The following is a 24,374-nucleotide window of genomic DNA, read 5'->3' on the forward strand; positions in this document are numbered from 1 at the left end:
ATGGCGGCATAAGCAGCGATGCAGATTACGGATTAACACGGAACTGCATCACCACCCAAACGCTCGTACCAATAAGAACACAGCCACCCAAACTGTGCCGGGGAGATCTACCGCATGCCTGAAACCTCAACCGCCGATATCCACATGCTCGACAGCGGCTATTCGCGCGAAGCCCGCTCGCTGCTGTACCAGGCCTACCGACACGAGCCGACCTTCGGCTACCTGTTCGAAGCCGAACGCCCGGGTTACGAGCAACGCGTGCGCGCCACCGTGCGCGAACTGGTCAAACAGCATTTTCTCCAGGATCTGCCGGCGATAGGCCTGCTGGTCAACGACCGCTTGATCGGCATCGCCCTGATCGCGCCTCCGCAACGCAGGCTAGGCATTACCGAAAGCTGGGCCTGGCGCCTGCGCATGGTGCTCAGTACCGGGTTCCGCTGCACACGCCGTTACCTCGAATACCACGACGCGGTGATGGCCTGCGTACCAACCGACTCGGTGCACCTGCTGCCTTTGCTGGGTATTCATCCGCAGTTCCAGGGCAAGCATTTCGGGGAGCAGTTGCTGCAGGCGGTGCACAACTGGTGTGCGGTGGATGAACATTCCCAGGGGGTGGTACTCGATACCGGCAACCCTCGCTACCTGGAGTTCTACAAGCGTCAGGGGTACGAGGAAATTGGCGAAGTGGCGGTAGGCCCCATCCGCGAACATGTGTTTTTCCACGCCAATCCGCAGGTGTTGCAAACCGCCTCGGCATAAACGGTAGAACTTTCGCGCCAAGCGAGGTTCTATCACGCTCCCAAGCTCGTGTTAGCATCCGCGCCTATGAAGTTTCCAGGAAGAATCACCAGCGCCGTGCTGATGCTGTTCACCAGTTGCGCGGCTCTGGCGCAAAGTGAATTGGATGTGCGGGTCAAACCGTCCAACGACGAGCTGAAAGCCAATATAGAGGGCTATATCGGCAGCCTCGGCGATCGTGACGAGGAGGCGTTGCTGCGCTTCAGTCGGGGCGCCGAAGAGCAGGCGCGCAAGGCCGCCCAGGCACTGGGTTATTACCAGCCGCAGATCGAGAGCGACGTTAAGGGTGGCAAGAACCCGCGCCTGATCCTCAATATCGAACCCGGCGAGCCGATTCATTTACGCACCGTCACGGTCCGTATCGATGGCCCGGCAGCCGCACTCAAGTCCTTTAAAGTCCCCAAGAGCGCGGCGCTGAAAACCGGCGCGGTCCTCAACCATGGGCATTACGAAGACGCCAAGCGGTTGATCCAGAATCAGGCGTCGCGTTACGGCTTTTTCAGTGGCCGTTTTACCCGGCAAACACTCGCCATCGACCCGCGTGCGGGCGTCGCCGATATCGAACTCGTATACGACAGCGGCCCGCGATATGCCTTGGGCAAAGTCAGTTTCGAAGGCGACACGCCGTTCGACGAAGACCTGTTGCAACGCATGGTGCCGTTCAAGGCGGGCGCGCCCTACGACTCCGAGCTGATCGCCGAACTGAACCGCAATCTGCAATCGAGTGGCTATTTTGAAGGCGTTCGGGTCGACGCTGCGCCGACTGCCTCCAAGGAAGACGTGATACCGGTCGACGTCAAACTCGAGACCCGCAAGCCGCGCACGATGGGGCTCGGTCTCGGCTACTCGACCGACGTCGGCCCCCGGGTCAAGGCCAACTGGACCCGGCACTGGGTCAATCCCCAGGGCCACAGCTATGGCTGGGAAACCGAAGTTTCCGCGCCCCGGCAGAACGTCGGGGTGTTCTACGACATTCCACTGGATCCGCCGCTGACCGACAAACTGCGCTTCGCCGGTGGTTATCAGAATGAGGAAATTGCCGACAATGACAGCCTCAGCAAATTGCTGACGGTAGGCCCGGAGTGGCACAGCAAATTGCCCAGCGGCTGGCAACGGGTGGTGTCGCTGAAGTGGCAACGCGAAGAATATCGCCTGGGGGACGATTCCGGCCTCAGTACCTTGTTGATGCCCGGTGTCAGCTACTCGTATCTGAAAAGCGACAACCGCATCGATCCGCACAACGGCTATCGCCTGGCGTTCGACACCAAGGTCGCCAAAGAAGGGCTGGGGTCCGACAACAACCTGCTGTATGGCACTGCCCTGGTCAAGGGGCTGACCACGGTCTTCGACAAGCACCGTTTCCTTGGCCGCATGCAGGTCGGCGGCAGTGCCACCAACGGCTACAAGTCGATACCGCCGTCGCTGCGCTTCTTCGCCGGTGGCGATCAGAGCGTGCGTGGTTACGACTATCAAAGCCTGTCCCCGGAAAACTCCGAAGGCGATCGCATCGGTGGCCGTTATATGGTGGCGGCCAGCGTCGAGTATCAGTATTCCATTGCCGAAAAATGGCGGGTCGCGACCTTCATCGATCAGGGCAACTCCTTTAATAAATTTGAACTGCCCAACCTCAAGACCGGGGTCGGCATCGGTGTTCGCTGGGTTTCCCCCGTGGGGCCGATTCGCCTCGACCTGGCTCATGCGATGGATGATGACGGTGGCATTCGATTGCACTTTTCCATGGGGCCCGAGCTGTGAAGCGTGGTTTGAAAATAACGTTGCTGGCGATTCTGGCGCTGTTGATGCTGGTCCTGCTGGCGTTCACCACGGTGCTGGGCACGGCGCCGGGCAGCCGCTGGGTGCTTGGGTTGGTGCCGGGTTTGTCAGTGGAGAATTTCCAGGGCCGTTTGGGCGGGCAGTGGAGCGCCGATCACCTGGTGTGGCAGCAGGACACCAGCCGGGTTGAGTTGGACCAGGTGATTTTCGCGTGGTCACCCTCGTGCCTCACACGCATGACGCTGTGCATCGAACAGTTGAAGGCCGATCAGGTCAGCCTGCAATTTCCTCCTGGCGAGGAAGACAGCGGTAATGGGCCGATCAGCTTGCCGGACCTGAAACTGCCGCTGGCCCTGGAACTGGGCGAGGTGCAAGTCGGCCGCCTGCTGTTTAACGGCAGTGAAGAACTCAAGGGCCTGCAACTGGCGGCGCACTGGACCGCGCAGGGGATTCAGATCGATGCGGTGCAGTTGCAACGGGACGACATCAGCCTGAACCTGTCCGGCCTGCTGCAACCCACCGGTAACTGGCCGCTCCGGGCCTCAGGTCAATTGCGCCTGTCGACCCCGGCCCCCTGGACGCTGGACCTGAGCGTCAACGGCGACCTGCTGAAAACCCTCAAGCTCAATGCCGACAGCAGCGGTTACCTCGATGGGCAGTTGAGCGGCGAATTGCAGCCGCTGGTGGAAAACCTGCCGGCCAGCGTGCGCATTACCGCCGACGGCTTTAAGCCCGCCGCCGACCTGCCGGATACCCTGCAACTCAATCAGTTGGTACTGACCGGCGAGGGCGACCTGAAAAACGGCTATCAGTTGCGCGGCAACGCCACGCTGCCCGCCGAGCAGGGGCCCGTCGCGCTATCGCTGCAAGGCAAGGTTGACGCGAACGGTGCGCAAATCGCCGGGCTGGACCTGACGGCCAACGACAAGCAAAGCCTCAAGCTCACGGGCGTCGTCGATTGGAGCAAAGGCCTCGACGCCACGGCAAACATCGACTGGCAGGATTTTCCCTGGCACCGCCTCTATCCGTTGATCGACGAACCGGAGGTGGCGCTGCGACAATTCAACGGCGAAGTCTCCTACACCGACGGCCAGTACCTGGGCAACTTCAAGGCGGCGCTGGATGGCCCGGCGGGGGCGTTCAACGTGAGCAGCCCATTCGCCGGCGACCTGAGCCAAATCCATCTGCAACAGATCCAGCTCCAGGCGGGTCAGGGTAAGGCCGACGGCCACCTGAACCTGCAATTTGCCGATGGCATCGCCTGGGACACGGCGCTCGACTTGTCGGCCATCAACCCCGCGTATTGGGTCGCCGAGTTGCCAGGTGTCCTGGCCGGACCCTTGCGCAGCAAAGGCGAACTGAAAAACGATAAGCTCAGCCTCAACGCCGACCTCGACCTCAAGGGAAAACTGCGCGGCCAACCGGCGATCATCCAGGCCAAGGCCGATGGCGGCGGCGAGCAATGGAACCTCAGCGCACTGCAAATCCGCCTCGGCGACAACAGCATCACTGGCAAGGGTAGCCTGCACCAGCAACTGGCTGGCCAGATCGATCTCAAATTGCCCCGTCTGGCCCAACTCTGGCCACAGCTGCGCGGGCAAATCAACGGTCGAGTGGATGTCGCCGGCACCTTCAACGCGCCACAGGGCAAACTCGGGCTGCAAGGTACGCAACTGGCGTTCCAGGACAATCGCCTGCAAAGCCTGAACCTGGACGCCACCCTCGACCACGCGCAGCGCGCGAAAATCGACCTCAAGGGAAGCGGCATCCAGGTCGGTGACACCGCGCTGGGCACGCTGACAGCCAGCGGCCAGGGCGATATCAAAAAGCAGCAATTAACCCTCGAACTGCAAGGCCCGCAATTGAAACTGGCGCTGGGCTTCGACGGCGCGCTGGACAAGGGCAACTGGCGCGGACGGCTGGCCAGCGGTGATATCCAGACCGGTGGCCAGGACTGGCGGCTGCAAGGGCCGGCCAAGCTCGAACGCCTGGCTGACGGCAAAATCAACTTCGGCGCCCACTGCTGGATGTCCGGTGCGGCCAGCCTTTGCGGCGAAGACCAGCGCCTGATGCCAGAACCCAAGCTGCGTTACCACCTCAAGCAATTCCCCATCGACAGCCTGGCGCAGTGGTTACCCAGGGATTTTGCCTGGAAAGGGGTTCTCAATGCCGACGTGCAACTGGACCTGCCGGCCAGCGGCCCGAACGGCGTGATCAGCCTCGATGCCGGAGGCGGCACCCTGCGCATCAAGGAAAAGGACCAGTGGCTGGACTTCCCCTATCAGACCCTGAAGCTCACCAGCAAACTCACGCCCAAACGCATCGACAGCGAGTTGGTGTTCGTCGGCGACAAGCTTGGCGAGTTGAACGTCCAGGCCCAGATCAATCCGCTGGCGAAGAACAAACCGCTCAACGGCTCCTTCCGTCTCAATGGTCTCGACTTGTCGGTGGCGCGGCCTTTCGTGCCGATGGTCGAGAAACTCAGCGGGCGCCTCAATGGCAGCGGCAACATCGCCGGCACGCTGATGGCGCCGCTGGTCAACGGCAATCTGCTGCTCAGTGACGGTGAGGTCTCCGGTCCCGAATTGCCGATGGAACTGCAAGGCTTGCGGGTGCAAGCCGTTATTGCCGGTGAAGCCCTGCAAGTGAATGGCGGATGGAAGAGCGGCAAGAGCGGGCAGGGCACCTTGACGGGCGACATCGCCTGGGGCCAGGCGCTGGTGGTGGACCTGGCGCTCAAGGGCACGCAGTTGCCGGTGACGGTCGAGCCCTACGCCAAGGTTGAAGTCGAACCGGACCTGAAAATCTCCATGAAGGGCGATGAGTTGGCAGTCGCTGGCAAGGTGCGAGTGCCCCGAGGCGCAATCACCGTGCGCGAGTTGCCGCCATCGACGGTCAAGCTCTCGGACGACGCAGTGATCATCGGCCAGCAGACTGAAGAGGGCAAACCACCGGTTGCCATGAAGATGGACATCGATGTGCAGGTCGGCGACGACAAGCTGAGCTTTGCCGGATTTGGCCTGACCGCCAATGTGCAAGGCCACGTGCACATCGGCGACAACCTCGACACCCGTGGCGAGCTGTGGCTCAACGACGGGCGTTACCGCGCCTATGGCCAGCGCCTGAGCGTGCGTCGGGCACGCCTGTTGTTTGCGGGGCCGATTGATCAGCCTTACCTGGATATCGAAGCGATTCGCCAGACTGACGACGTGATCGCCGGCATTCGCTTGAGCGGCAGCGCCGAACAGCCGACCACGCAGATTTTCTCCGAACCGGCGATGAGCCAGGAACAGGCCTTGTCTTACCTCGTGCTGGGGCGTCCGCTGAGCACCACCGGCGAAGACAACAACATGCTTGCGCAAGCCGCCCTGGGCCTGGGATTGATGGGCAGCTCCGGGGTCACCGGCAAGTTGGCCAGCGACCTGGGTATCGACGATTTCCAGCTCGACACCGAAGGCAGCGGCAATACCACCAGCGTGGTCGCCAGCGGCAACCTCTCGGAAAAACTCAGCCTGCGTTATGGCGTGGGCGTGTTCGAACCGGCCAACACCATTGCCCTGCGCTACAAGCTGAGCAAGAAGGTCTATCTGGAAGCGGCGGGTGGCGTAGCCAGTTCTCTGGACATCTTCTACAAACGGGATTTCTAGCGTCTGCTTTCTGTAGGCGCGGCAACCCTCGCGAAGGATCGCCAGGGAGGACGTGGGTTGCCCTGGATACCCGCGGTGTCTGGGCGAGCATCGCGAGCATGCTCGCTCCTACAGGGGGTTTGCATCACCTCCCGTCAATTAAATAAAAAGCTAGCTAACTAATGCTTGGACATTTGCTGCCTAAGCAGTAATATCTCGTCACACATTCACTGCCTAGGCAGCTAATTGGTGATCAGATGACTCATTTCACCCCGGACAATTTTCATAACTGCCACCTCGGTCTCTTGCTCGGACGCGCCGCGTTGCTCAAGGACCGGATCATCGACACACACATGGAACCCCACGGCATCACCGCCGCGCAGTTCAAGGTGTTGATCATCATGGCTCAGTTCGGTGTCGACACTCCGGCCGAGTTGTGCCGCCACCTGTCGCTCGACAGTGGTTCGATGACGCGCATGCTCGATCGCCTGGAGCAGAAAGGTTTCCTCGCCCGCCAACGCAGCGAAGCCGATCGCCGTCAGGTCCAGCTTGTGTTGACCGAAGACGGTCAGTCACTCGCTGGCCGCCTGCCGCAGATTGGCGCCCAGGCAATGAATGAGCTGGCGGGGGCGATCACGCCGCAAGAGCTGGTTACCCTGGAACAGATTCTGAAGAAAATCCTGGTGGCAGCCGGTGACTCGATCACGTTGCTGCGGGTAGCTGATAAATGAACGGCCAAACCATGCGGACCGGCCTGAGCCTGGTGCTGGCGGCCATGGTGCTGGCCGGGTGTGCCAGCTACAGCGGCCTGACGACCGAAGGCACAAGCCTGGATGCAAAAAAACTGCAGGCCGGTCAGTCACTCAGCGGCGTGACCCTTTCGCCCGCAGCCTGGCCGAAAAGTGATTGGTGGAAAAGCCTCGGCGACCCGCAACTCGACGGCCTGATCCGCGAGGCATTGCAGGACAGCCCCGACATGCAGATCGCCGACGCCCGGGCTCATCAGGCCAGCGCTGCTGCGTATGCCGCCGACGCCGCGCGCATGCCGACCCTCGATGCCATCGCCGGTGTCAGCCGGTCGCGCCTGGCCCGTGATCAGGACCCAGCGGGGCAGGGCGGCGCCTATTCGACCGTGCGTAATGTGGGTGTCAGTTTCAATTACAACTTCGATCTCTGGGGAGGGCAGCGTGCTGCCTGGGAAGCTGCGCTGGGTCAGGCCCGCGCAGCCGAAGTTGATCAGCAGGCCGCGCAACTGACCCTGGCAGCCGATGTCGCCCGGGCCTACAGCGATCTGGGCCAAGCGCACATCGTGCATGACCTGGCGAGCGAAGACCTCAAGCGCACCCGGCAAATGCTCGACCTGAGCCAGCGCCGCTTGAGTGCCGGCATCGACAGCCAATACCAGTTCCAGCAGACCGAAAGCCTTGAAGCCTCTTCCCAGGCGAGTCTGATCGATGCGGAGAAACGCCTGCAAAGCGCAAAAATTGCGCTGGCGGTGTTGCTGGGCAAAGGCCCGGATCGCGCCAACAACATCGTGCGGCCACAGATTCTCAAGCCGGGTGCGGTTGCCTTGCCGTCGGTGTTGCCGGCCGAGTTGCTCGGGCGTCGGCCGGACCTGGTGGCGGCGCGCTGGCGGGTCGAGGCGGCGAGCAAGAACATCGATGCGAGCAAGACGCGCTTTTATCCCAATTTGAACCTCAGCGCCGCCGCCGGTGCCGAATCCTTGTTGGGTGATGCAATGTTCGGTTCCGCCAGTCGCTTCTTCAACATCGCCCCGACGATCTCGGTGCCGATTTTTGATGGCGGTCGCCTTCGGGCTGACCTTGATTCGCGGGATGCCGATTACGACCTCGCGGTGGCGCAGTACAACAAAAGCCTGGTGAATGCGCTGGGTGATATCAGCGACACCATCAATCAGTTGCGTGATATCGGCCGGCAGATCGGAGCCCAGCAACATGCCACAGACATTGCCCAGGATTCCTACGACACCGTCGTCCAGCGTTACGGTTCCGGCATCGGCAACTACCTGGACGTGCTCAGCATCGAGCAGCAATTGCTCCAGGCCCAGCGTCAGCTGGCCAACCTGAATGCCGAACAGATCGACCTGTCGATCCAATTGATGCAGGCGCTGGGCGGCGGTTTTCAGGGCGAGAACCTGGCGGCGGTGAAACCCGCCGACGCAGCCGACACACAAACAGCCACGCAGACCCACTAATTCAAGGTAATTGTCATGGCCACTGCCAATACTCAAACCCCCGACGCCCCGGACAACGGCAACCCGCGCAAACGCAAGGTCATGCTGTTGGTGCTGGCCGTGGTGGTGATCCTCGCCGGTGTCGGCGTCTGGGGTTATCACGAATTTTATGGCCGCTGGACCGAAAGCACCGACGACGCCTATGTGAACGGCAACGTGGTGGAAATCACACCGTTGGTCACCGGCACCGTGGTCAGCATCGGCGCGGATGATGGCGATCTGGTCCACGAAGGCCAGGTGCTGGTCAATTTCGACCCTAACGACGCGCAAGTCGGCCTGCAAAGCGCCCAGGCCAAACTGGCTCGCACCGTGCGTCAGGTACGCGGCCTGTACAGCAATGTCGACGGCATGAAGGCCCAGGTCAACGCCCAGCAGGCGGAAGTGCAGAAGGCCCAGGACAACTACACCCGACGCAAGAATCTCGCGGCGGGTGGGGCAATTTCCCAGGAAGAGCTGTCCCATGCCCGCGACGACCTGACCTCGGCGCAAAACGCCCTGGCCAATGCCAAACAGCAATTGAAAACCACCAGTGCTCTGGTCGATGACACCGTCGTGTCGTCGCACCCGGATGTGATGGAAGCCGCCGCACAACTGCGTCAGGCCTATCTCACCAATGCGCGCAGCACCTTGATCGCGCCGGTCACCGGTTACGTAGCCAAGCGATCGGTACAACTGGGGCAGCGCGTACAGCCGGGCACCGCGCTGATGGCGGTGATCCCGCTGGATCAGCTGTGGATCGACGCCAACTTCAAGGAAACCCAGCTGCGTGACATGCGCATCGGGCAGCCCGTGGACATCGAGGCTGACCTGTATGGCAGTGACGTGAAGTACAGCGGCACCATCGACAGCCTTGGCGCTGGCACCGGTAGCGCGTTTGCCCTGCTGCCGGCGCAGAACGCCACCGGTAACTGGATCAAGATCGTCCAGCGGGTGCCGGTGCGGATTCACATCAATGCGCAAGAGCTGGCCAAGCACCCGTTGCGCGTGGGCCTGTCGACCCAGGTCGATGTCAACCTGCGAGACCAGAGCGGCCCGGTCCTGGCGCAACAGCCGCCACAAAAGGCGTCGTTCAGCACCACGGTCTACGACCGCCAGTTGGCCGAGGCGGACGCGATGATTACCCAGTTGATCCACGACAACAGCGCTGCCGCGAGCAAAACCGCGCAGCGCTGACCCCACAGGGAGGCGCGGCTGCGCCCCTCCTCATGTTTGCATAGGACTCGCGATGAGCAATAACGCGTCTTTCACGCCGCCCAGTCTGCTGCTCAGCACCATTGGCCTGTCGCTGGCGACCTTCATGCAAGTGCTCGACACCACCATCGCCAACGTGGCGTTGCCAACCATTTCCGGCAACCTTGGCGTGAGTTCGGAGCAGGGCACCTGGGTGATCACCTCGTTTGCCGTGAGCAACGCGATTGCCTTGCCGCTGACCGGGTGGCTGAGCCGGCGCTTTGGCGAGGTTAAGCTGTTTCTGTGGGCGACCATTCTGTTTGTGCTGGCGTCGTTCCTGTGCGGTATTTCCACCTCGATGCCCGAACTGATCGGCTTTCGGGTGTTGCAAGGCCTGGTGGCCGGGCCCTTGTACCCGATGACCCAGACGCTGCTGATCGCGGTCTATCCGCCGGCCAGGCGCGGCATGGCCCTGGCGTTGCTGGCGATGGTCACGGTGGTTGCACCGATTGCCGGGCCGATCCTCGGGGGCTGGATCACCGACAGCTACAGTTGGCCGTGGATTTTCTTCATCAACGTGCCCATCGGGATGTTCGCGGTGATGGTGGTGCGTCAGCAGCTCAAGGCTCGTCCGGTGGAAACCAGCCGCCAGCCGATGGATTACGTCGGCTTGATCTCGCTGATCATCGGCGTAGGCGCGTTGCAGGTGATACTCGACAAGGGCAACGACCTGGACTGGTTCGAATCGAACTTCATCCTGATCGGCGCCGCCATTTCGGTGATCGCCCTGGCAGTCTTCGTGATCTGGGAAATGACCGACGAGCACCCGGTGGTCAATCTGCGTCTGTTCGCCTACCGCAACTTCCGCATCGGCACCCTGGTACTGGTGCTTGGGTATGCCGGGTTCTTCGGCATCAACCTGATCCTGCCGCAATGGTTGCAGACGCAGATGGGCTACACGGCGACCTGGGCCGGGCTTGCAGTGGCGCCCATCGGCATTCTGCCGGTGCTGATGTCACCGTTTGTCGGCAAGTACGCACACAAATTCGACCTGCGATTGCTGGCCGGGCTGGCGTTCCTGGCGATTGGCCTGAGCTGCTTCATGCGTGCCGGCTTCACGAACGAAGTGGACTTCCAGCACATCGCCCTGGTGCAGTTGTTCATGGGCATTGGCGTGGCGCTGTTCTTCATGCCGACCCTGAGCATCCTGATGTCCGATCTGCCACCGAGCCAGATCGCCGATGGCGCGGGCCTGGCGACGTTCTTGCGTACGTTGGGCGGCAGTTTCGCTGCGTCGCTGACCACCTGGATCTGGATTCGCCGCGCCGACCAGCACCATGCGTACCTGAGCGAAAGCATCACCACTTACGACCCGGCCACCCGAGATGCGTTGCAGAATCTTGGCGGAGCGGGCAGCCCGGCGTACGCGCAGCTCGATCATGTGCTGGGCAGCCAGGCGTACATGCTGTCCACGGTGGATTACTTCACGCTGCTGGGTTGGGCGTTCATGGCGTTGATCGTGATTGTCTGGCTGGCGAAACCGCCGTTCGCGGCGAAGGCGGGGCCTGCGGCGTCCGGCCATTAAGCCAACACACACACGCGTCCCTGTAGGAGCGAGCTTGCTCGCGATAGCGGTGTGTCAGCCAACATCATATTGGCTGACACACCGCTATCGCGAGCAAGCTCGCTCCTACAGGGGGGCATTAGGCCGTAGGCGCAGCCAACGCCGGCGGTGGGGCGAAGTCGAACGGCGCCAGGGCGTAGCCGCCTTCGTCCACCTGCAACGCCCAGCCCTGGCGATCCCAATCGCCCAGCACGATGCGCCGGGCGGCTTGGTCGCCCAATTGCAGCTTGTGGATGGCGGGGCGGTGGGTGTGGCCGTGGACCAGGGTTTTCACCCCGTATTGCTGCATGATCCGCGGAATTTCTCCCGGAGTGACATCGACGATGTCGTTGCCCTTCATCCGCGTCTGCGCCCGGCTTTCGCTGCGCAGCTTGCGCGCCAGTTTGTGTCGGGTGCGCAGGGGCAGGTGGCGCAGGATGAAGAGGGTGATGGGGTTACGCAGGTACCGACGCAGCTTCATGTAGGCTTCGTCGCGGGTGCACAGGCTGTCGCCGTGCATCAACAGCACCGGTTCATCAAGGAACTGCACGACACTCGGATCTTTCAGCAAGGTGCAGCCAGCCTGTTTGCAGAAGGCCTGGCCGAGCATGAAGTCGCGATTGCCATGCATGAGGAAAATGGCCGTGCCGCTGTCGCTGAGATCGCGCAGAGCCTGGCAGATGGAGCGTTGGAAGGGCGTCATGGCGTCATCGCCAATCCAGGCCTCGAAAAAGTCACCGAGGATGTACAACGCACTCGCCGAACGGGCGCGTCCGGCGAGCAAATCCAGAAACGCCCGGGTGATGTCCGGGCGCTCCTCTTCCAGATGCAAGTCTGAAATCAGCAATATCACTCAATGATCTCGGCTTTCTCGATGATCACATCGTCTGCAGGCACGTCCTGGTGGCCGGCCTTCATGGTGGTGGAAACGCCTTTGATCTTGTCGACAACGTCGGTGCCTGCGGTCACTTTACCGAACACGGCGTAGCCCCAGCCCTGCACGTTCTTGCCGCTGTGGTTCAGGAAGCTGTTGTCGGCAACGTTGATGAAGAACTGCGCCGACGCCGAATGCGGCTCCATGGTACGGGCCATGGCGACGGTGTACTTGTCGTTGGAAAGGCCGTTGTCGGCTTCGTTCTGGATGCTTGGGCGCTTGTCTTTCTTTTCTTTCATGCCTGGTTCGAAACCGCCGCCCTGGATCATGAAGTTACCGATGACACGGTGGAAAACGGTGTTTTCGTAGTGACCGGCTTTGACGTATTCAACGAAGTTGGCCACGGTGATCGGGGCTTTCTCGGCGTTCAATTCCAGAACGATGTCGCCAAAGTTGGTCGTCAGTTTGACTTGGGTCATGATCGGTACTCTTTCTAGGGAATTCGTGGGCATTGGAACATTTTGCTCCGCTACCGGTTCAGCCTTGTCGGCCAAGGTGCGCAGTTTAGCGTGACAGGCGCGAATTTCGAGGCAGTTTTTTCTTTTATGCCCGATTAAATACGACGGTTTGCCGAGTGCGCTCTGTCAGGTACTTGACGGCATCGGCTATGATAGCGGCTTTGTTTTGTCTGGCTGTCTTCCGGCCGCGCACTTGTATGTTCAAGGATCCTATGAGCAAGCCCACTGTCGACCCTACCTCGAATTCCAAGACCGGCCCTGCCGTGCCGGTCAATTTCCTGCGCCCGATCATCCAGGCGGACCTGGACTCGGGTAAGCACACGCAGATCGTCACCCGTTTCCCGCCCGAGCCCAACGGCTACCTGCACATCGGTCACGCCAAGTCGATCTGTGTGAACTTCGGCCTGGCCCAGGAATTCGGCGGCGTCACTCACTTGCGTTTCGACGACACCAACCCGGCCAAGGAAGACCAGGAATACATCGACGCGATCGAAAGCGACGTCAAATGGCTGGGCTTCGAATGGTCCGGCGAAGTGCGCTACGCCTCGCAGTATTTCGACCAATTGCACGACTGGGCCGTGGAGCTGATCAAGGCCGGCAAGGCCTATGTGGACGACCTGAGCCCCGAGCAAGCCAAGGAATACCGTGGCACCCTGACCGAGCCGGGCCGCAACAGCCCGTTCCGTGACCGTTCCGTGGAAGAGAACCTCGACTGGTTCGCCCGCATGCGCGCCGGCGAGTTCCCGGACGGCGCTCGCGTGCTGCGCGCCAAGATCGACATGGCCTCGCCGAACATGAACCTGCGCGACCCGATCATGTACCGCATCCGTCATGCCCATCACCACCAGACCGGCGACAAGTGGTGCATCTACCCCAACTATGACTTCACCCACGGTCAGTCGGATGCCATTGAAGGCATCACCCACTCGATCTGCACCCTGGAGTTCGAAAGCCATCGCCCGCTGTACGAATGGTTCCTGGACAACCTGCCGGTGCCGGCCAACCCGCGCCAGTACGAATTCAGCCGCCTGAACCTGAACTACACCATCACCAGCAAGCGCAAGCTCAAGCAACTGGTCGATGAGAAACACGTCAACGGCTGGGACGATCCGCGCATGTCCACCTTGTCGGGTTTCCGTCGTCGTGGCTACACGCCGGCTTCGATCCGCAACTTCTGCGACATGGTCGGCACCAACCGTTCCGACGGCGTGGTCGACTTCGGCATGCTCGAATTCAGTATCCGCCAGGACCTGGACGCGAACGCACCTCGCGCGATGTGCGTGCTGCGCCCGTTGAAAGTCGTGATCACCAATTATCCGCAAGACAAGGTCGACAACCTCGAACTGCCGCGTCATCCGCAGAAAGAAGAACTCGGCGTGCGCAAGCTGCCGTTCGCCCGTGAAATCTACATCGACCGCGATGACTTCATGGAAGAGCCGCCGAAGGGCTACAAGCGCCTGGAACCGAACGGCGAAGTGCGTTTGCGTGGCAGCTACGTGATCCGTGCCGACGAAGCGATCAAGGACGCCGATGGCAACATCGTCGAACTGCGTTGCTCCTATGATCCGGACACCCTGGGCAAGAACCCTGAAGGCCGCAAGGTCAAGGGCGTGATCCACTGGGTGCCGGCGGCGGCCAGCATCGAGTGCGAAGTGCGTCTGTACGATCGACTGTTCCGCTCCCCGAACCCTGAGAAGGCCGAGGACAGCGCCAGTTTCCTGGACAACATCAACCCTGACTCCCTCCAGGTGCTGACCGGTTGTCGTGCCGAACCCTCGCTGGGCGACGCACAACCGGAAGACCGTTTCCAGTTCGAGCGCGAAGGTTACTTCTGCGCGGATATCAAGGACTCGAAACCGGGCGCTCCGGTGTTCAACCGTACCGTGACCTTGCGTGATTCGTGGGGCCAGTGATTCAAGGAAACCTGGACGTGCTGACGATCTACAACACGCTCACCAAGAGCAAAGAAGTCTTTAAACCGCTGGATGGCAACAAGGTGCGCATGTACGTGTGCGGGATGACCGTGTACGACTACTGCCACCTGGGCCACGGCCGCAGCATGGTCGCGTTCGACCTGGTGACCCGCTGGTTGCGGTTCAGCGGCTACGACCTGACTTATGTGCGCAACATCACCGACATTGACGACAAGATCATCAATCGAGCCAACGAGAACGGCGAGTCGTTCGAAGCGTTGACCGAGCGAATGATCGCGGCGATGCACGAAGACGAAGCGCGCCTGAACATCCGCAAGCCGGACATGGAGCCACGCGCCACCGGGCATATCCCCGGCATGCACGCGATGATCCAGACCCTGATCGACAAGGGTTATGCCTACGCACCTGGCAATGGTGACGTGTACTACCGCGTCGCCAAGTTCATGGGCTACGGCAAGCTCTCGCGCAAGAAGATCGAAGACCTGCGCATCGGCGCGCGGATCGAAGTCGACGAGTCCAAGCAGGACCCGCTGGACTTCGTGCTGTGGAAAGGCGCCAAGCCGGGTGAGCCAAGCTGGCCATCGCCGTGGGGTGACGGGCGTCCGGGCTGGCACATCGAGTGCTCGGTGATGTCGACCTGCTGCCTGGGCGAGACCTTCGACATTCATGGCGGCGGCAGCGACCTGGAGTTCCCGCACCACGAGAACGAAATCGCCCAGAGCGAAGCGGCTACCGGCAAGACCTACGCCAACGCGTGGATGCATTGCGGCATGATCCGCATCAATGGCGAGAAGATGTCCAAGTCCTTGAACAACTTCTTCACCATTCGCGACGTGCTGGAAAAGTACCACCCGGAAGTCGTGCGTTACCTGCTGGTGTCGAGCCACTACCGCAGCGCGATCAACTATTCGGAAGACAACCTCAAGGACGCCAAGGGCGCACTCGAGCGTTTCTATCATGCGTTGAAAGGCCTGCCGAAAGTCGCTCCAGCCGGTGGCGAGGCGTTTGTCGAGCGCTTCACCCAGGTGATGAACGACGACTTCGGCACGCCGGAAGCCTGCGCGGTGCTGTTTGAGATGGTGCGTGAGATCAACCGTCTGCGCGAGAGCGATCTTGACGCGGCGGCCGGTCTGGCGGCGCGTTTGAAGCAACTGGCCGATGTGCTGGGTGTGTTGCAGCTCGAGGCCGAAGACTTCCTGCAAGCCGGCGCCGAAGGGCGGGTGGACGCGGCGCAGGTTGATGCCCTGATTGCGGCGCGTCTGGCGGCGCGTGCGGCCAAGGACTGGGCCGAATCTGACCGCATCCGTGACCAGCTCACCGCCATGGGCGTAGTGCTGGAAGATGGCAAGGGCGGCACGACCTGGCGTTTGGCTGATTGATTGGCTGAACCGCTGAAAACAGAAACCCGCCTTGTGCGGGTTTTTGTTTGGGTGCAGGGTTTGGATATTGCGGTGGTCTGGCCGGCCTCATCGTCGGAACGCCGCCCGGAGCAAGCCCGCTCCCACAGTGTTTCGGAGTGAAATCAGATTCTGAGTTCGGCTCAAGGCCCTGTGGGAGTGGGCTTGCCCGCGATTCGATTTCAAATCCACCGCGGTCACTCAGTCTGCCGCAACCTTTTGTACAAGGTATTGCGACTAACCCCCAACCGCCGCGCCAGGTGGGAAATATTCCCCCCCACCGCCTGCAACTGCCGATTCAAGTCTTCGGCATCATCCAGGTCCACCGCCAGCGGCTCGGGCGTCTCCATTGGCTCCATCTCCAGGTCGACAAAAAAGTCATCCGGCAAATGCTCCGGCCGCACCGGTTGTTCCTCGGCCATGGCCAATGCCACCTGAATCACGCTGCTGACCTGGCGCAAGTTACCCGGCCACGGATGACGGCTGAACAGCTCCATCACCTCCCGACTCAAGCCCGCCCATTGCGACGGTTCGCGATGCTGCTCCCACAAGCGTTTGAACAGAGCCTGCTTGTCGCTACGCTCGCGCAGGGGCGGCAGCTCAAGGGTCAGGCCGCCGATGCGGTAATAAAGGTCTTCGCGAAAACGGCCCAGTTGCACTTGTTCACGCAGCGAGCGGTTGGTGGCCGAGATGATGCGGATGTCCACCGGGAACAGTTCGCTGCTGCCCACCGGTTGTACGCAACGCTCCTGTAGCACACGCAACAGGCGAGCCTGGGTGGGAAGCGGCATGTCGCCAATCTCATCCAGGAACAGCGTGCCCTTGTCCGCCTTGCGAATCAGCCCGATGCTGCCTTTTTGATTGGCGCCGGTGAACGCCCCTTTCTCATAGCCAAACAGCTCGGACTCCACCAGCTCGGCGGGGATTGCCGCACAGTTGACGGCAATGAACGGCTGTTTGCTACGTGAGCTGGCCTGATGCAGGGCCTTGACGAACACCTCCTTGCCGACCCCGGTTTCGCCATGGATCAACAACGGAATGTCTTTTTCCAACAGGCGCTCGGCTTGGCGCACGGCTTTTTCCACACGGCTGTCGCCGAAGTGCAGGGTATTGAGGCTGATGGTGGCGACAGAGGGCTCGGCGCGCTTGGGTTCGGCAAACAGTCGTGGCTGGATTGGTGCCTGTTTCGGTCGGCGCAACACACATTGGAAGCGGTTGCGCCCTGCGGCTTGCAGGGCAAAGGGCAGGCCTTCGGGCTGGTTCAGCAGCTCCATCAACGACACCTTGAACAGGCTCTCGACACTGACCCGCGACAGGCTGACACCCAACAGGTTGTCTGCGCGGCGATTGGCTGAAAGCACCTGGCCGCTTTCATCGAAAATCAGTAATCCGGCCCATTGGCTGTCGAGGTTGTTCAGCCCGGTGTTGAACGTCAGTTGAAAGTGCTGGCCATGGAACAGGTTGAGGATCAGCCGGTTCTCCACGGTCTGGCTCATCATCTTGACCATGCCCAGGGTGTGCGACGGCGGTAGATAACTGTCGCTGGACACGTCGAGCACCGCGATCACCTTGCGCTCGGCATCGAAAATCGGCGCGGCGGAACCGGTCATGAAGCGGTTGGCCTTGAGGAAATGCTCATCGTGTTCGATGTGCACCGCCTGCTCACACGCCAGCGCGGTGCCGATGGCATTGGTGCCGCTGCAACGTTCCATCCAGCTGGCGCCGGCACTGAACCCGCGCGCCAGGCCCGGGTCGACAAAGCGCTGGGTGCCCCATGACGTCAGCACCTGACCCTGGTTGTCGGCGAGCATGATCAGGCAGTTGGAATTGCTGAGGATGTTTTCGTAGTAGGGCAGGACTTCCTGGTGAGTCGTCTGCACCAGTGAATGCTGACTTTCCAGCAACTGGGCGATGCGGTCCGCGGGCAGTTGATCGAACGCCGGCGAACTCTGGTGGTTGAGGCCGAACGCCCGGCAGCGCGACCATGAGTCTGCAATGATGGCGTCGTGGGAGAGCGGCGAGGCGGGTGCGGCCATGGCAGTCGATCTCTGGGGTGTTTTTATTGTTTTTATTAGGTAAATCCCGAATCCCCTGTAGGAGCGAGCTTGTCGAGGCGTCGAACCGTCGCGATGGTAGCCCAGTCACCGCGGGGCACCAGCAAGCCAGCGTTATCGTTGACGACCATCGCGACGGTTCGACGCCTCGACAAGCTCGCTCCTACAGGGATAGTCATTGTTCCATTGGGCGTAGAGTGTTGTTCAGTATTGTTCATTGTCAATCGCTGAACTGTTCAATTGTTCAGCCAGAGTTGTTCATTTCTGTTCAGCAACGAAAACCAACATTCGTGCTTTTCGAAAATTCCCAATTGAGATCAACCACTTGCATTTTCTGGCACGAAAGTCGCTCTACTGCTCCGGTCGCTTGACTCCAATAATAAAAAGGCCGAGCCATGTCACTCACCCTGGAACACGTCAGCCGCACCGTTGAGGGCCAGACCTGGATCGACGATGCGTGCCTCTGTTTTGAACCCGGATCTTTCAACGTTTTGCTTGGCCGTACGCTGTCGGGCAAAACCAGTCTAATGCGCCTGATGGCGGGCCTCGACAAGCCCGACAGCGGGCGCGTCCTGATGAACGGCGTCGACGTCACCCAGCGCCCGGTGCGGCTGCGCAATGTTTCGATGGTCTATCAGCAGTTCATCAACTACCCAACGATGACCGTGTTCGAGAACATTGCCTCGCCCCTGCGCCAGGCGGGTGTGTCCAACGAGCTGATACAGGACAAGGTTCTGGAAACCGCAAAGATGCTACGCATCGACAAGTTCCTGAAGCGTTATCCGCTGGAACTCTCCGGCGGTCAGCAACAGCGCACGGCAATGGCCCGGGCGCTGGTCAAGGATGCCGAACTGATTCTGTTCGATGAACCGCTGGTCAACCTCGACTACAAGCTGCGCGAAGAGCTGCGCCAGGAAATGCGCGAACTGTTCAAGGCACGGCACACCATTGCGATCTACGCCACCACCGAGCCCAACGAAGCGTTGGCGTTGGGCGGCACCACGACCATTCTCCATGAAGGCCGGGTCATCCAGAGTGGAAAGGCGGCCGAGGTCTACCACCAGCCACAGACTGTACTGGCCGCCGAACTGTTTTCCGAGCCGCCGATCAACCTGATGCCGGGCCGGATCGCCGGCAACGAGGTCAGCTTCGCCAACTTTGTGCACTTCCCCCTGAATGTGGATCTGCGTCCGGTAGGCGAGGGCGAGTTCCGGTTCGGTGTGCGCCCCAGCCACATCTCGCTGGTACCCAGCAACGATGACGACCTCGAGCTGGCAGTGACCGTCGAAGTCGCCGAGATCAGCGGCTCGGAAACCTTTTTGCACGTACGCAACGAGCATTTCCTGCTGGTGCTGCACCTGCCGGGTGTTCACGAGTACGACGTCGATGCGCCGATTCGCATCTACATTCCCACCCATAAACTGTTTGTGTTCGATGCGCAGGGGCGATTGGTCCAGGCGCCCAGTCGCCGCATCGCGAGGGTTGCCTGATGGCCGAAATCCGTTTGCAGAACCTCGCCCACAGCTACACCGCCACTCCCAGTGGCCCGGAGGATTACGCCATACGCCAGATGGACCACATCTGGGAGCAGGGCGGTGCGTTTGCCTTGCTCGGGCCTTCGGGGTGTGGCAAGTCGACGTTGCTCAATATCATTTCCGGGTTGCTCAGCCCGTCCCAGGGGCATGTGTTGTTTGACGGCAAGGCGGTCAATGACCTGACCCCGGAGAAGCGCAACATCGCCCAGGTGTTCCAGTTCCCCGTGGTCTACGACACCATGACGGTGTTCGACAACCTGGCGTTCCCGTTGCGTAACCAGGGCATGGCCGAAGCGAAAATCCACAGCAAGGTGCAGGAAATCGCCGAGGTCCTCGACCTGCAGAACCTGCTGAACAAAAAGGCGCGCAACCTCACCGCCGACGAAAAACAGAAAGTCTCCATGGGCCGCGGCCTGGTGCGCGACGACGTGTCGGCGATCCTGTTCGACGAACCGCTCACGGTGATCGACCCGCACCTGAAATGGAAACTGCGGCGCAAGCTCAAGCAGATCCACGAGCAGTTCAATATCACCATGGTCTACGTCACCCACGATCAACTGGAGGCCTCGACCTTCGCCGACAAGATCGCGGTGATGTACGGCGGCCAGATCGTGCAGTTCGGCACGCCTCGCGAGTTGTTCGAGCGCCCCAGCCACACGTTTGTCGGCTATTTCATTGGCAGCCCCGGCATGAATTTGATCGACGTGCAGCCACAAGCAGGCGGCGTCGGGTTCGCTTCGACCCATCTGCCGTTGTCCGAGGCCATGTGCAAGCGCATTGCCGAGTCAACCTGGCAAACCCTGAAGGTCGGCATTCGGCCGGAGTTCGTCCATGTGTGGGACGAGCCCTTTGACGATGCGCTGAGGGCAAGGGTCGTTCACGTCGAAGACCTTGGTACCTACAAGATCATGACCCTGGAGCTCGATGGCCAGCCGCTGAAGGTGCGCCTGGCCGAAGACAAACCGGTGCCGGAGGGTATGGCGTACATCAGTTTCCCGGCGCAATGGCTGATGGTCTACGCCGACGAATTCCTGCTGGAGCCACACGCGATCGGGGAGGTGCAGCCATGAACAAAGTGCAGAACAACAAGGCCTGGTGGCTGGTGTTGCCGGTGTTTCTGCTGGTGGCGTTCAGTGCGGTGATCCCGATGATGACCGTGGTCAACTACTCGGTGCAGGACATTTTCGACCAGTCCAGCCGCTTTTTTGTCGGCGCCGACTGGTACAAGCAGGTGCTGCTCGATACACGCCTGCACGACTCGCTGTTGCGTCAGTTCATCTATTCGGCCTGCGTGCTGCTGATCGAGATTCCGCTGGGAATCGCCATCGCTCTGACCATGCCGACCAAGGGGCGCTGGTCGTCGGTGGTGCTGATTGTCCTGGCAATCCCGCTGCTGATTCCGTGGAACGTGGTCGGCACCATCTGGCAGATTTTCGGCCGTGCCGACATCGGCCTGCTGGGTTGGACGCTCAACGCCATGGGCATCAGCTATAACTATGCGGCAAACACCATGGACGCGTGGGTGACGGTGCTGGTGATGGATGTGTGGCACTGGACCTCGCTGGTGGCGCTGTTGTGTTTCTCCGGGCTGCGCGCCATTCCGGACGTGTACTACCAGGCGGCACGGATCGACCGGGCGTCGGCCTGGGCGGTGTTCAGGCACATCCAATTACCCAAGCTCAAAAGCGTGCTGCTGATCGCGGTGATGCTTCGCTTCATGGACAGCTTCATGATCTACACCGAACCGTTCGTGCTCACGGGGGGCGGGCCGGGCAATGCCACGACCTTTCTCAGCCAGACCCTGACACAAATGGCCATCGGTCAATTTGACCTGGGGCCTGCGGCGGCGTTCTCGCTGGTGTATTTCCTGATCATCCTCTTGGTGTCCTGGCTGTTCTACACGGCCATGACGCACGCTGACGCCAACCGTTGAGGCCTGCGAAATGAGCAAGAGAAAGCTGATTCCATTGCTGCTGTACATCCTGTTCCTGCTGGTACCGATCTACTGGCTGCTGAACATGTCGTTCAAGAGCAATACCGAAATCCTCGGCGGCCTGACACTGTTTCCCCAGGACTTCACCCTGCACAACTACAAGGTGATCTTTACCGATCCTGCCTGGTACACCGGTTACCTCAACTCCTTGTATTACGTCAGCCTGAATACGGTGATCTCCCTGAGCGTGGCATTGCCGGCGGCGTACGCGTTTTCTCGGTATCGCTTCCTGGGTGACAAGCACCTGTTCTTCTGGCTGCTGACCAACCGCATGGCGCCGCCGGCGGTGTTTCTGTTGCCGTTCTTCCAGCTGTATTCCTCGATCGGCCTGTTCGATACCCACATTGCCGTGGCATTGGCGCATTGCCTGTTCAACGTGCCATTGGCGGTGTGGATTCTCGAAGGTTTCATGTCCGGTGTGCCCAAGGAGATCGACGAAACGGCCTACATCGACGGCTACAGCTTTCCCAAGTTTTTTGTAAAGATTTTCGTCCCGCTGATTGGCTCGGGGATCGGCGTCACGGCGTTTTTCTGCTTCATGTTTTCATGGGTCGAGTTGCTGCTGGCGCGCACGCTGACGTCGGTCAACGCCAAGCCGATCGCGGCGGTGATGACCCGTACAGTCTCGGCCTCCGGCATCGACTGGGGCGTGTTGGCGGCGGCGGGGGTGCTGACCATCCTGCCCGGCATGCTGGTGATCTGGTTCGTACGCAACCACGTGGCCAAGGGCTTCGCCCTGGGTCGGGTATGAGGAACTGATGATGGAATGGATGAGCTGGACCGTCCCGACGGGGGCATTCTTTGGCGTGATCGCCCTGATCCTGATTGGCATGACGACCTGGGAGTTACGCTCTCCGAGCGTCCTGCGTCGTGGCTTTTTACCGATGGCCACCACCCGTGGCGATCGTTTGTTTATCGGTCTTCTCGGCAGCGCCTACCTGCATTTGCTGGTGATCGGCGTAACCGACTGGAGCATCTGGGTGGCGTTCGCGTTATCCCTGGTGTGGCTGTTGTCTGTGATGCGTTGGGGCTAGTCGAATCGCTCGGCGCTCCGAAACTCAATAAGGAGGTTTCTATGTTCGACAAAAACAATAAGCTGCGACATAGCATTTCATTGGCAGCCATGCTGGCCCTCAGCGGTTTGAGCGCTTCGGCCTGGGCTGATGCCTATGAGGAGGCCGCGAAGAAATGGATCGGCAGCGAGTTCAAGCCGTCCACCCTGACGGCCGAACAGCAACTGGAAGAACTGAAGTGGTTCATCAAGGCCGCCGAACCGTTTCGCGGGATGGACATCAAGGTCGTCTCGGAAACCCTGACTACCCACGAGTACGAGTCCAAGGTACTGGCCAAGGCGTTCAGCGAAATCACCGGGATCAAGCTGACCCACGACCTGCTTCAGGAAGGCGACGTGGTGGAAAAGCTGCAAACGGTGATGCAGTCGGACAAGAGCATCTATGACGGCTGGGTCAACGACTCGGACCTGATCGGTACGCACTTTCGCTACGGCAAGACCGAATCGATCACCGACCTGATGGCCAACGAGGGCAAGAACTACACCTCGCCGACCCTTGACCTCAAGGACTTCATCGGCCTCTCGTTCACCACTGCACCAGACGGCAAGATCTACCAATTGCCTGACCAGCAGTTCGCCAACCTGTACTGGTTCCGGGCCGACTGGTTCGAACGTGCCGACCTCAAGGCCAAGTTCAAGGAAAAGTACGGTTATGAACTGGGCGTACCGGTGAACTGGTCGGCCTATGAAGACATTGCCAAATTCTTCAGCGAAGACGTCAAGGAAATCGACGGCAAGCGCGTCTACGGGCACATGGACTACGGCAAGAAGGATCCGTCGCTGGGCTGGCGCTTTACTGATGCCTGGTTCTCCATGGCCGGTGGCGGCGACAAGGGGCTGCCCAACGGTTTGCCGGTGGACGAATGGGGTATCCGCGTCGAGGACTGCCATCCGGTGGGCTCCAGCGTGACTCGCGGTGGCGACACCAATGGCCCGGCGGCCGTGTTCGCCACCACCAAGTACGTGGACTGGCTGAAAAAATACGCACCACCGGAAGCGGCAGGCATGACCTTCTCCGAGTCCGGCCCGGTGCCGTCCCAGGGCAACATCGCCCAGCAGATATTCTGGTACACCGCGTTCACCGCCGATATGACCAAACCAGGCCTGCCGGTTGTGAATGCCGATGGTTCGCCGAAATGGCGCATGGCGCCTTCCCCCAAGGGACCGTACTGGGAAGAAGGGATGAAGCTCGGTTATCAGGATGTGGGTTCCTGGACCTTCATGAAGTCCACGCCTGAGAAACAGAAACTGGCCGCGTGGCTGTATGCCCAGTTCGTGACCTCGAAAACCGTGTCGCTGAAGAAAACCATCGTTGGCCTGACGCCAATCCGGGAGTCGGACATCAACTCCCAGGCGATGACCGACCTGGCGCCGAAACTCGGTGGGTTGGTGGAGTTCTACCGCAGCCCGGCCCGTGTGCAATGGTCGCCGACCGGGACCAACGTGCCGGATTATCCGCGTCTGGCGCAATTGTGGTGGAGCCACATCGCCGAAGCGGCCAGCGGCGAGAAAACCCCGCAACAGGCGCTGGATGGCCTGGCCAAGGATCAGGACGCGATCATGACACGCCTGGAACGTTCGAAGGCGCAAGCCACCTGCGCACCGAAGATGAACCCCGAGCGTGACGCGCAGTACTGGTTCGATCAGCCGGGCGCACCGAAACCGAAACTGGCGAACGAAAAGCCCCAGGGCGAAACCGTGAGCTACAGCGAACTGCTGAAATCGTGGGCGGACGCGCGTAAGTAAGCGCCAGGCCAAACAAGTCAACGGCAC

Annotated in this window: 18 protein-coding genes; 15 read left to right on the top strand and 3 right to left on the bottom strand. The window is 60.7% G+C overall.

From position 1 onward, the window contains the following. Positions 1-114: 114 nt before the first annotated feature. From AB4O36_RS06960 to AB4O36_RS06990, 7 genes are all read left to right on the top strand, one after another. The gene (locus AB4O36_RS06960; protein WP_460122758.1) at positions 115-759 is read left to right on the top strand and encodes a GNAT family N-acetyltransferase; all 645 of its coding nucleotides are present in this window, start codon (positions 115-117) and stop codon (positions 757-759) included. Positions 760-825: 66 nt separating this feature from the next. Beyond that, a complete protein-coding gene (locus AB4O36_RS06965; RefSeq protein WP_460141328.1) occupies positions 826-2,553 on the top strand; it encodes an autotransporter assembly complex protein TamA in 1,728 nt (575 codons plus the stop codon). Continuing rightward, entirely contained in the window at positions 2,550-6,218 is a 3,669-nt protein-coding gene (locus AB4O36_RS06970; protein WP_460141329.1) for a translocation/assembly module TamB domain-containing protein, read from the top strand. The genes AB4O36_RS06965 and AB4O36_RS06970 overlap by 4 nt, the downstream gene beginning before the upstream one ends. A 236-nt stretch (positions 6,219-6,454) precedes the next feature. Next, positions 6,455-6,928: a MarR family winged helix-turn-helix transcriptional regulator gene (locus AB4O36_RS06975; protein ID WP_460141330.1), complete on the top strand. Its 474-nt coding sequence runs from the start codon at positions 6,455-6,457 to the stop codon at positions 6,926-6,928. Next, positions 6,925-8,412 (top strand): efflux transporter outer membrane subunit, encoded by a 1,488-nt coding sequence (locus AB4O36_RS06980; protein ID WP_460141331.1) that lies wholly within the window; start codon positions 6,925-6,927, stop codon positions 8,410-8,412. The genes AB4O36_RS06975 and AB4O36_RS06980 overlap by 4 nt, the downstream gene beginning before the upstream one ends. Before the next feature lie 15 nt (positions 8,413-8,427). Next, complete coding sequence (locus AB4O36_RS06985) at positions 8,428-9,624, top strand: HlyD family secretion protein (protein WP_460122772.1); 1,197 nt, start codon at positions 8,428-8,430, stop codon at positions 9,622-9,624. Between the two features lie 52 nt (positions 9,625-9,676). After that, a complete protein-coding gene (locus AB4O36_RS06990; RefSeq protein ID WP_460122775.1) occupies positions 9,677-11,206 on the top strand; it encodes a DHA2 family efflux MFS transporter permease subunit in 1,530 nt (509 codons plus the stop codon). Between the two features lie 118 nt (positions 11,207-11,324). Here AB4O36_RS06990 and lpxH read toward each other — a convergent pair whose 3' ends face one another. Then, positions 11,325-12,077 carry a UDP-2,3-diacylglucosamine diphosphatase gene (lpxH, locus tag AB4O36_RS06995; RefSeq protein WP_460141332.1) on the bottom strand — a complete coding sequence of 251 codons (753 nt, stop codon included), beginning with the start codon at positions 12,075-12,077 and terminating at the stop codon, positions 11,325-11,327. Beyond that, positions 12,074-12,577 (bottom strand): peptidylprolyl isomerase, encoded by a 504-nt coding sequence (locus AB4O36_RS07000; RefSeq protein ID WP_460122782.1) that lies wholly within the window; start codon positions 12,575-12,577, stop codon positions 12,074-12,076. The genes lpxH and AB4O36_RS07000 overlap by 4 nt, the downstream gene beginning before the upstream one ends. Before the next feature lie 251 nt (positions 12,578-12,828). Here AB4O36_RS07000 and AB4O36_RS07005 point away from each other — a divergent pair, with 251 nt between their 5' ends. Next, complete coding sequence (locus tag AB4O36_RS07005) at positions 12,829-14,529, top strand: glutamine--tRNA ligase/YqeY domain fusion protein (protein WP_460122785.1); 1,701 nt, start codon at positions 12,829-12,831, stop codon at positions 14,527-14,529. A gap of 17 nt (positions 14,530-14,546) precedes the next feature. Beyond that, complete coding sequence (gene cysS / locus AB4O36_RS07010) at positions 14,547-15,929, top strand: cysteine--tRNA ligase (RefSeq protein WP_460141333.1); 1,383 nt, start codon at positions 14,547-14,549, stop codon at positions 15,927-15,929. A 215-nt stretch (positions 15,930-16,144) separates the two neighbouring features. Here cysS and AB4O36_RS07015 read toward each other — a convergent pair whose 3' ends face one another. Continuing rightward, entirely contained in the window at positions 16,145-17,983 is a 1,839-nt protein-coding gene (locus tag AB4O36_RS07015) for a sigma-54-dependent Fis family transcriptional regulator (RefSeq protein ID WP_460141334.1), read from the bottom strand. 413 nt (positions 17,984-18,396) lie between these two features. Between AB4O36_RS07015 and AB4O36_RS07020 the strand changes: the two genes are divergently transcribed. Genes AB4O36_RS07020 through AB4O36_RS07045 form a run of 6 tightly spaced genes read left to right on the top strand, consistent with a single transcriptional unit; the run spans position 18,397 to position 24,347 of the window. Then, positions 18,397-19,491 (top strand): ABC transporter ATP-binding protein, encoded by a 1,095-nt coding sequence (locus tag AB4O36_RS07020; protein ID WP_460122794.1) that lies wholly within the window; start codon positions 18,397-18,399, stop codon positions 19,489-19,491. Further along, positions 19,491-20,606, top strand: a complete 1,116-nt coding sequence (locus AB4O36_RS07025) for an ABC transporter ATP-binding protein (protein WP_460141335.1) — start codon at positions 19,491-19,493, stop codon at positions 20,604-20,606. Before AB4O36_RS07020 ends, AB4O36_RS07025 begins: the two co-directional genes overlap by 1 nt. Then, positions 20,603-21,469: a carbohydrate ABC transporter permease gene (locus AB4O36_RS07030; RefSeq protein WP_460122800.1), complete on the top strand. Its 867-nt coding sequence runs from the start codon at positions 20,603-20,605 to the stop codon at positions 21,467-21,469. The genes AB4O36_RS07025 and AB4O36_RS07030 overlap by 4 nt, the downstream gene beginning before the upstream one ends. A gap of 10 nt (positions 21,470-21,479) precedes the next feature. After that, on the top strand, positions 21,480-22,280 hold the full coding sequence (locus AB4O36_RS07035; RefSeq protein ID WP_460122803.1) for a carbohydrate ABC transporter permease: 801 nt from the start codon (positions 21,480-21,482) through the stop codon (positions 22,278-22,280). Positions 22,281-22,290: 10 nt separating this feature from the next. Next, entirely contained in the window at positions 22,291-22,563 is a 273-nt protein-coding gene (locus AB4O36_RS07040; RefSeq protein ID WP_460122806.1) for a DUF2160 domain-containing protein, read from the top strand. Between the two features lie 41 nt (positions 22,564-22,604). After that, positions 22,605-24,347: an ABC transporter substrate-binding protein gene (locus tag AB4O36_RS07045; protein WP_460122809.1), complete on the top strand. Its 1,743-nt coding sequence runs from the start codon at positions 22,605-22,607 to the stop codon at positions 24,345-24,347. The last annotated feature ends 27 nt before the right edge of the window (positions 24,348-24,374 follow it).

Source organism: Pseudomonas sp. S2_E01, assembly GCF_054668365.1.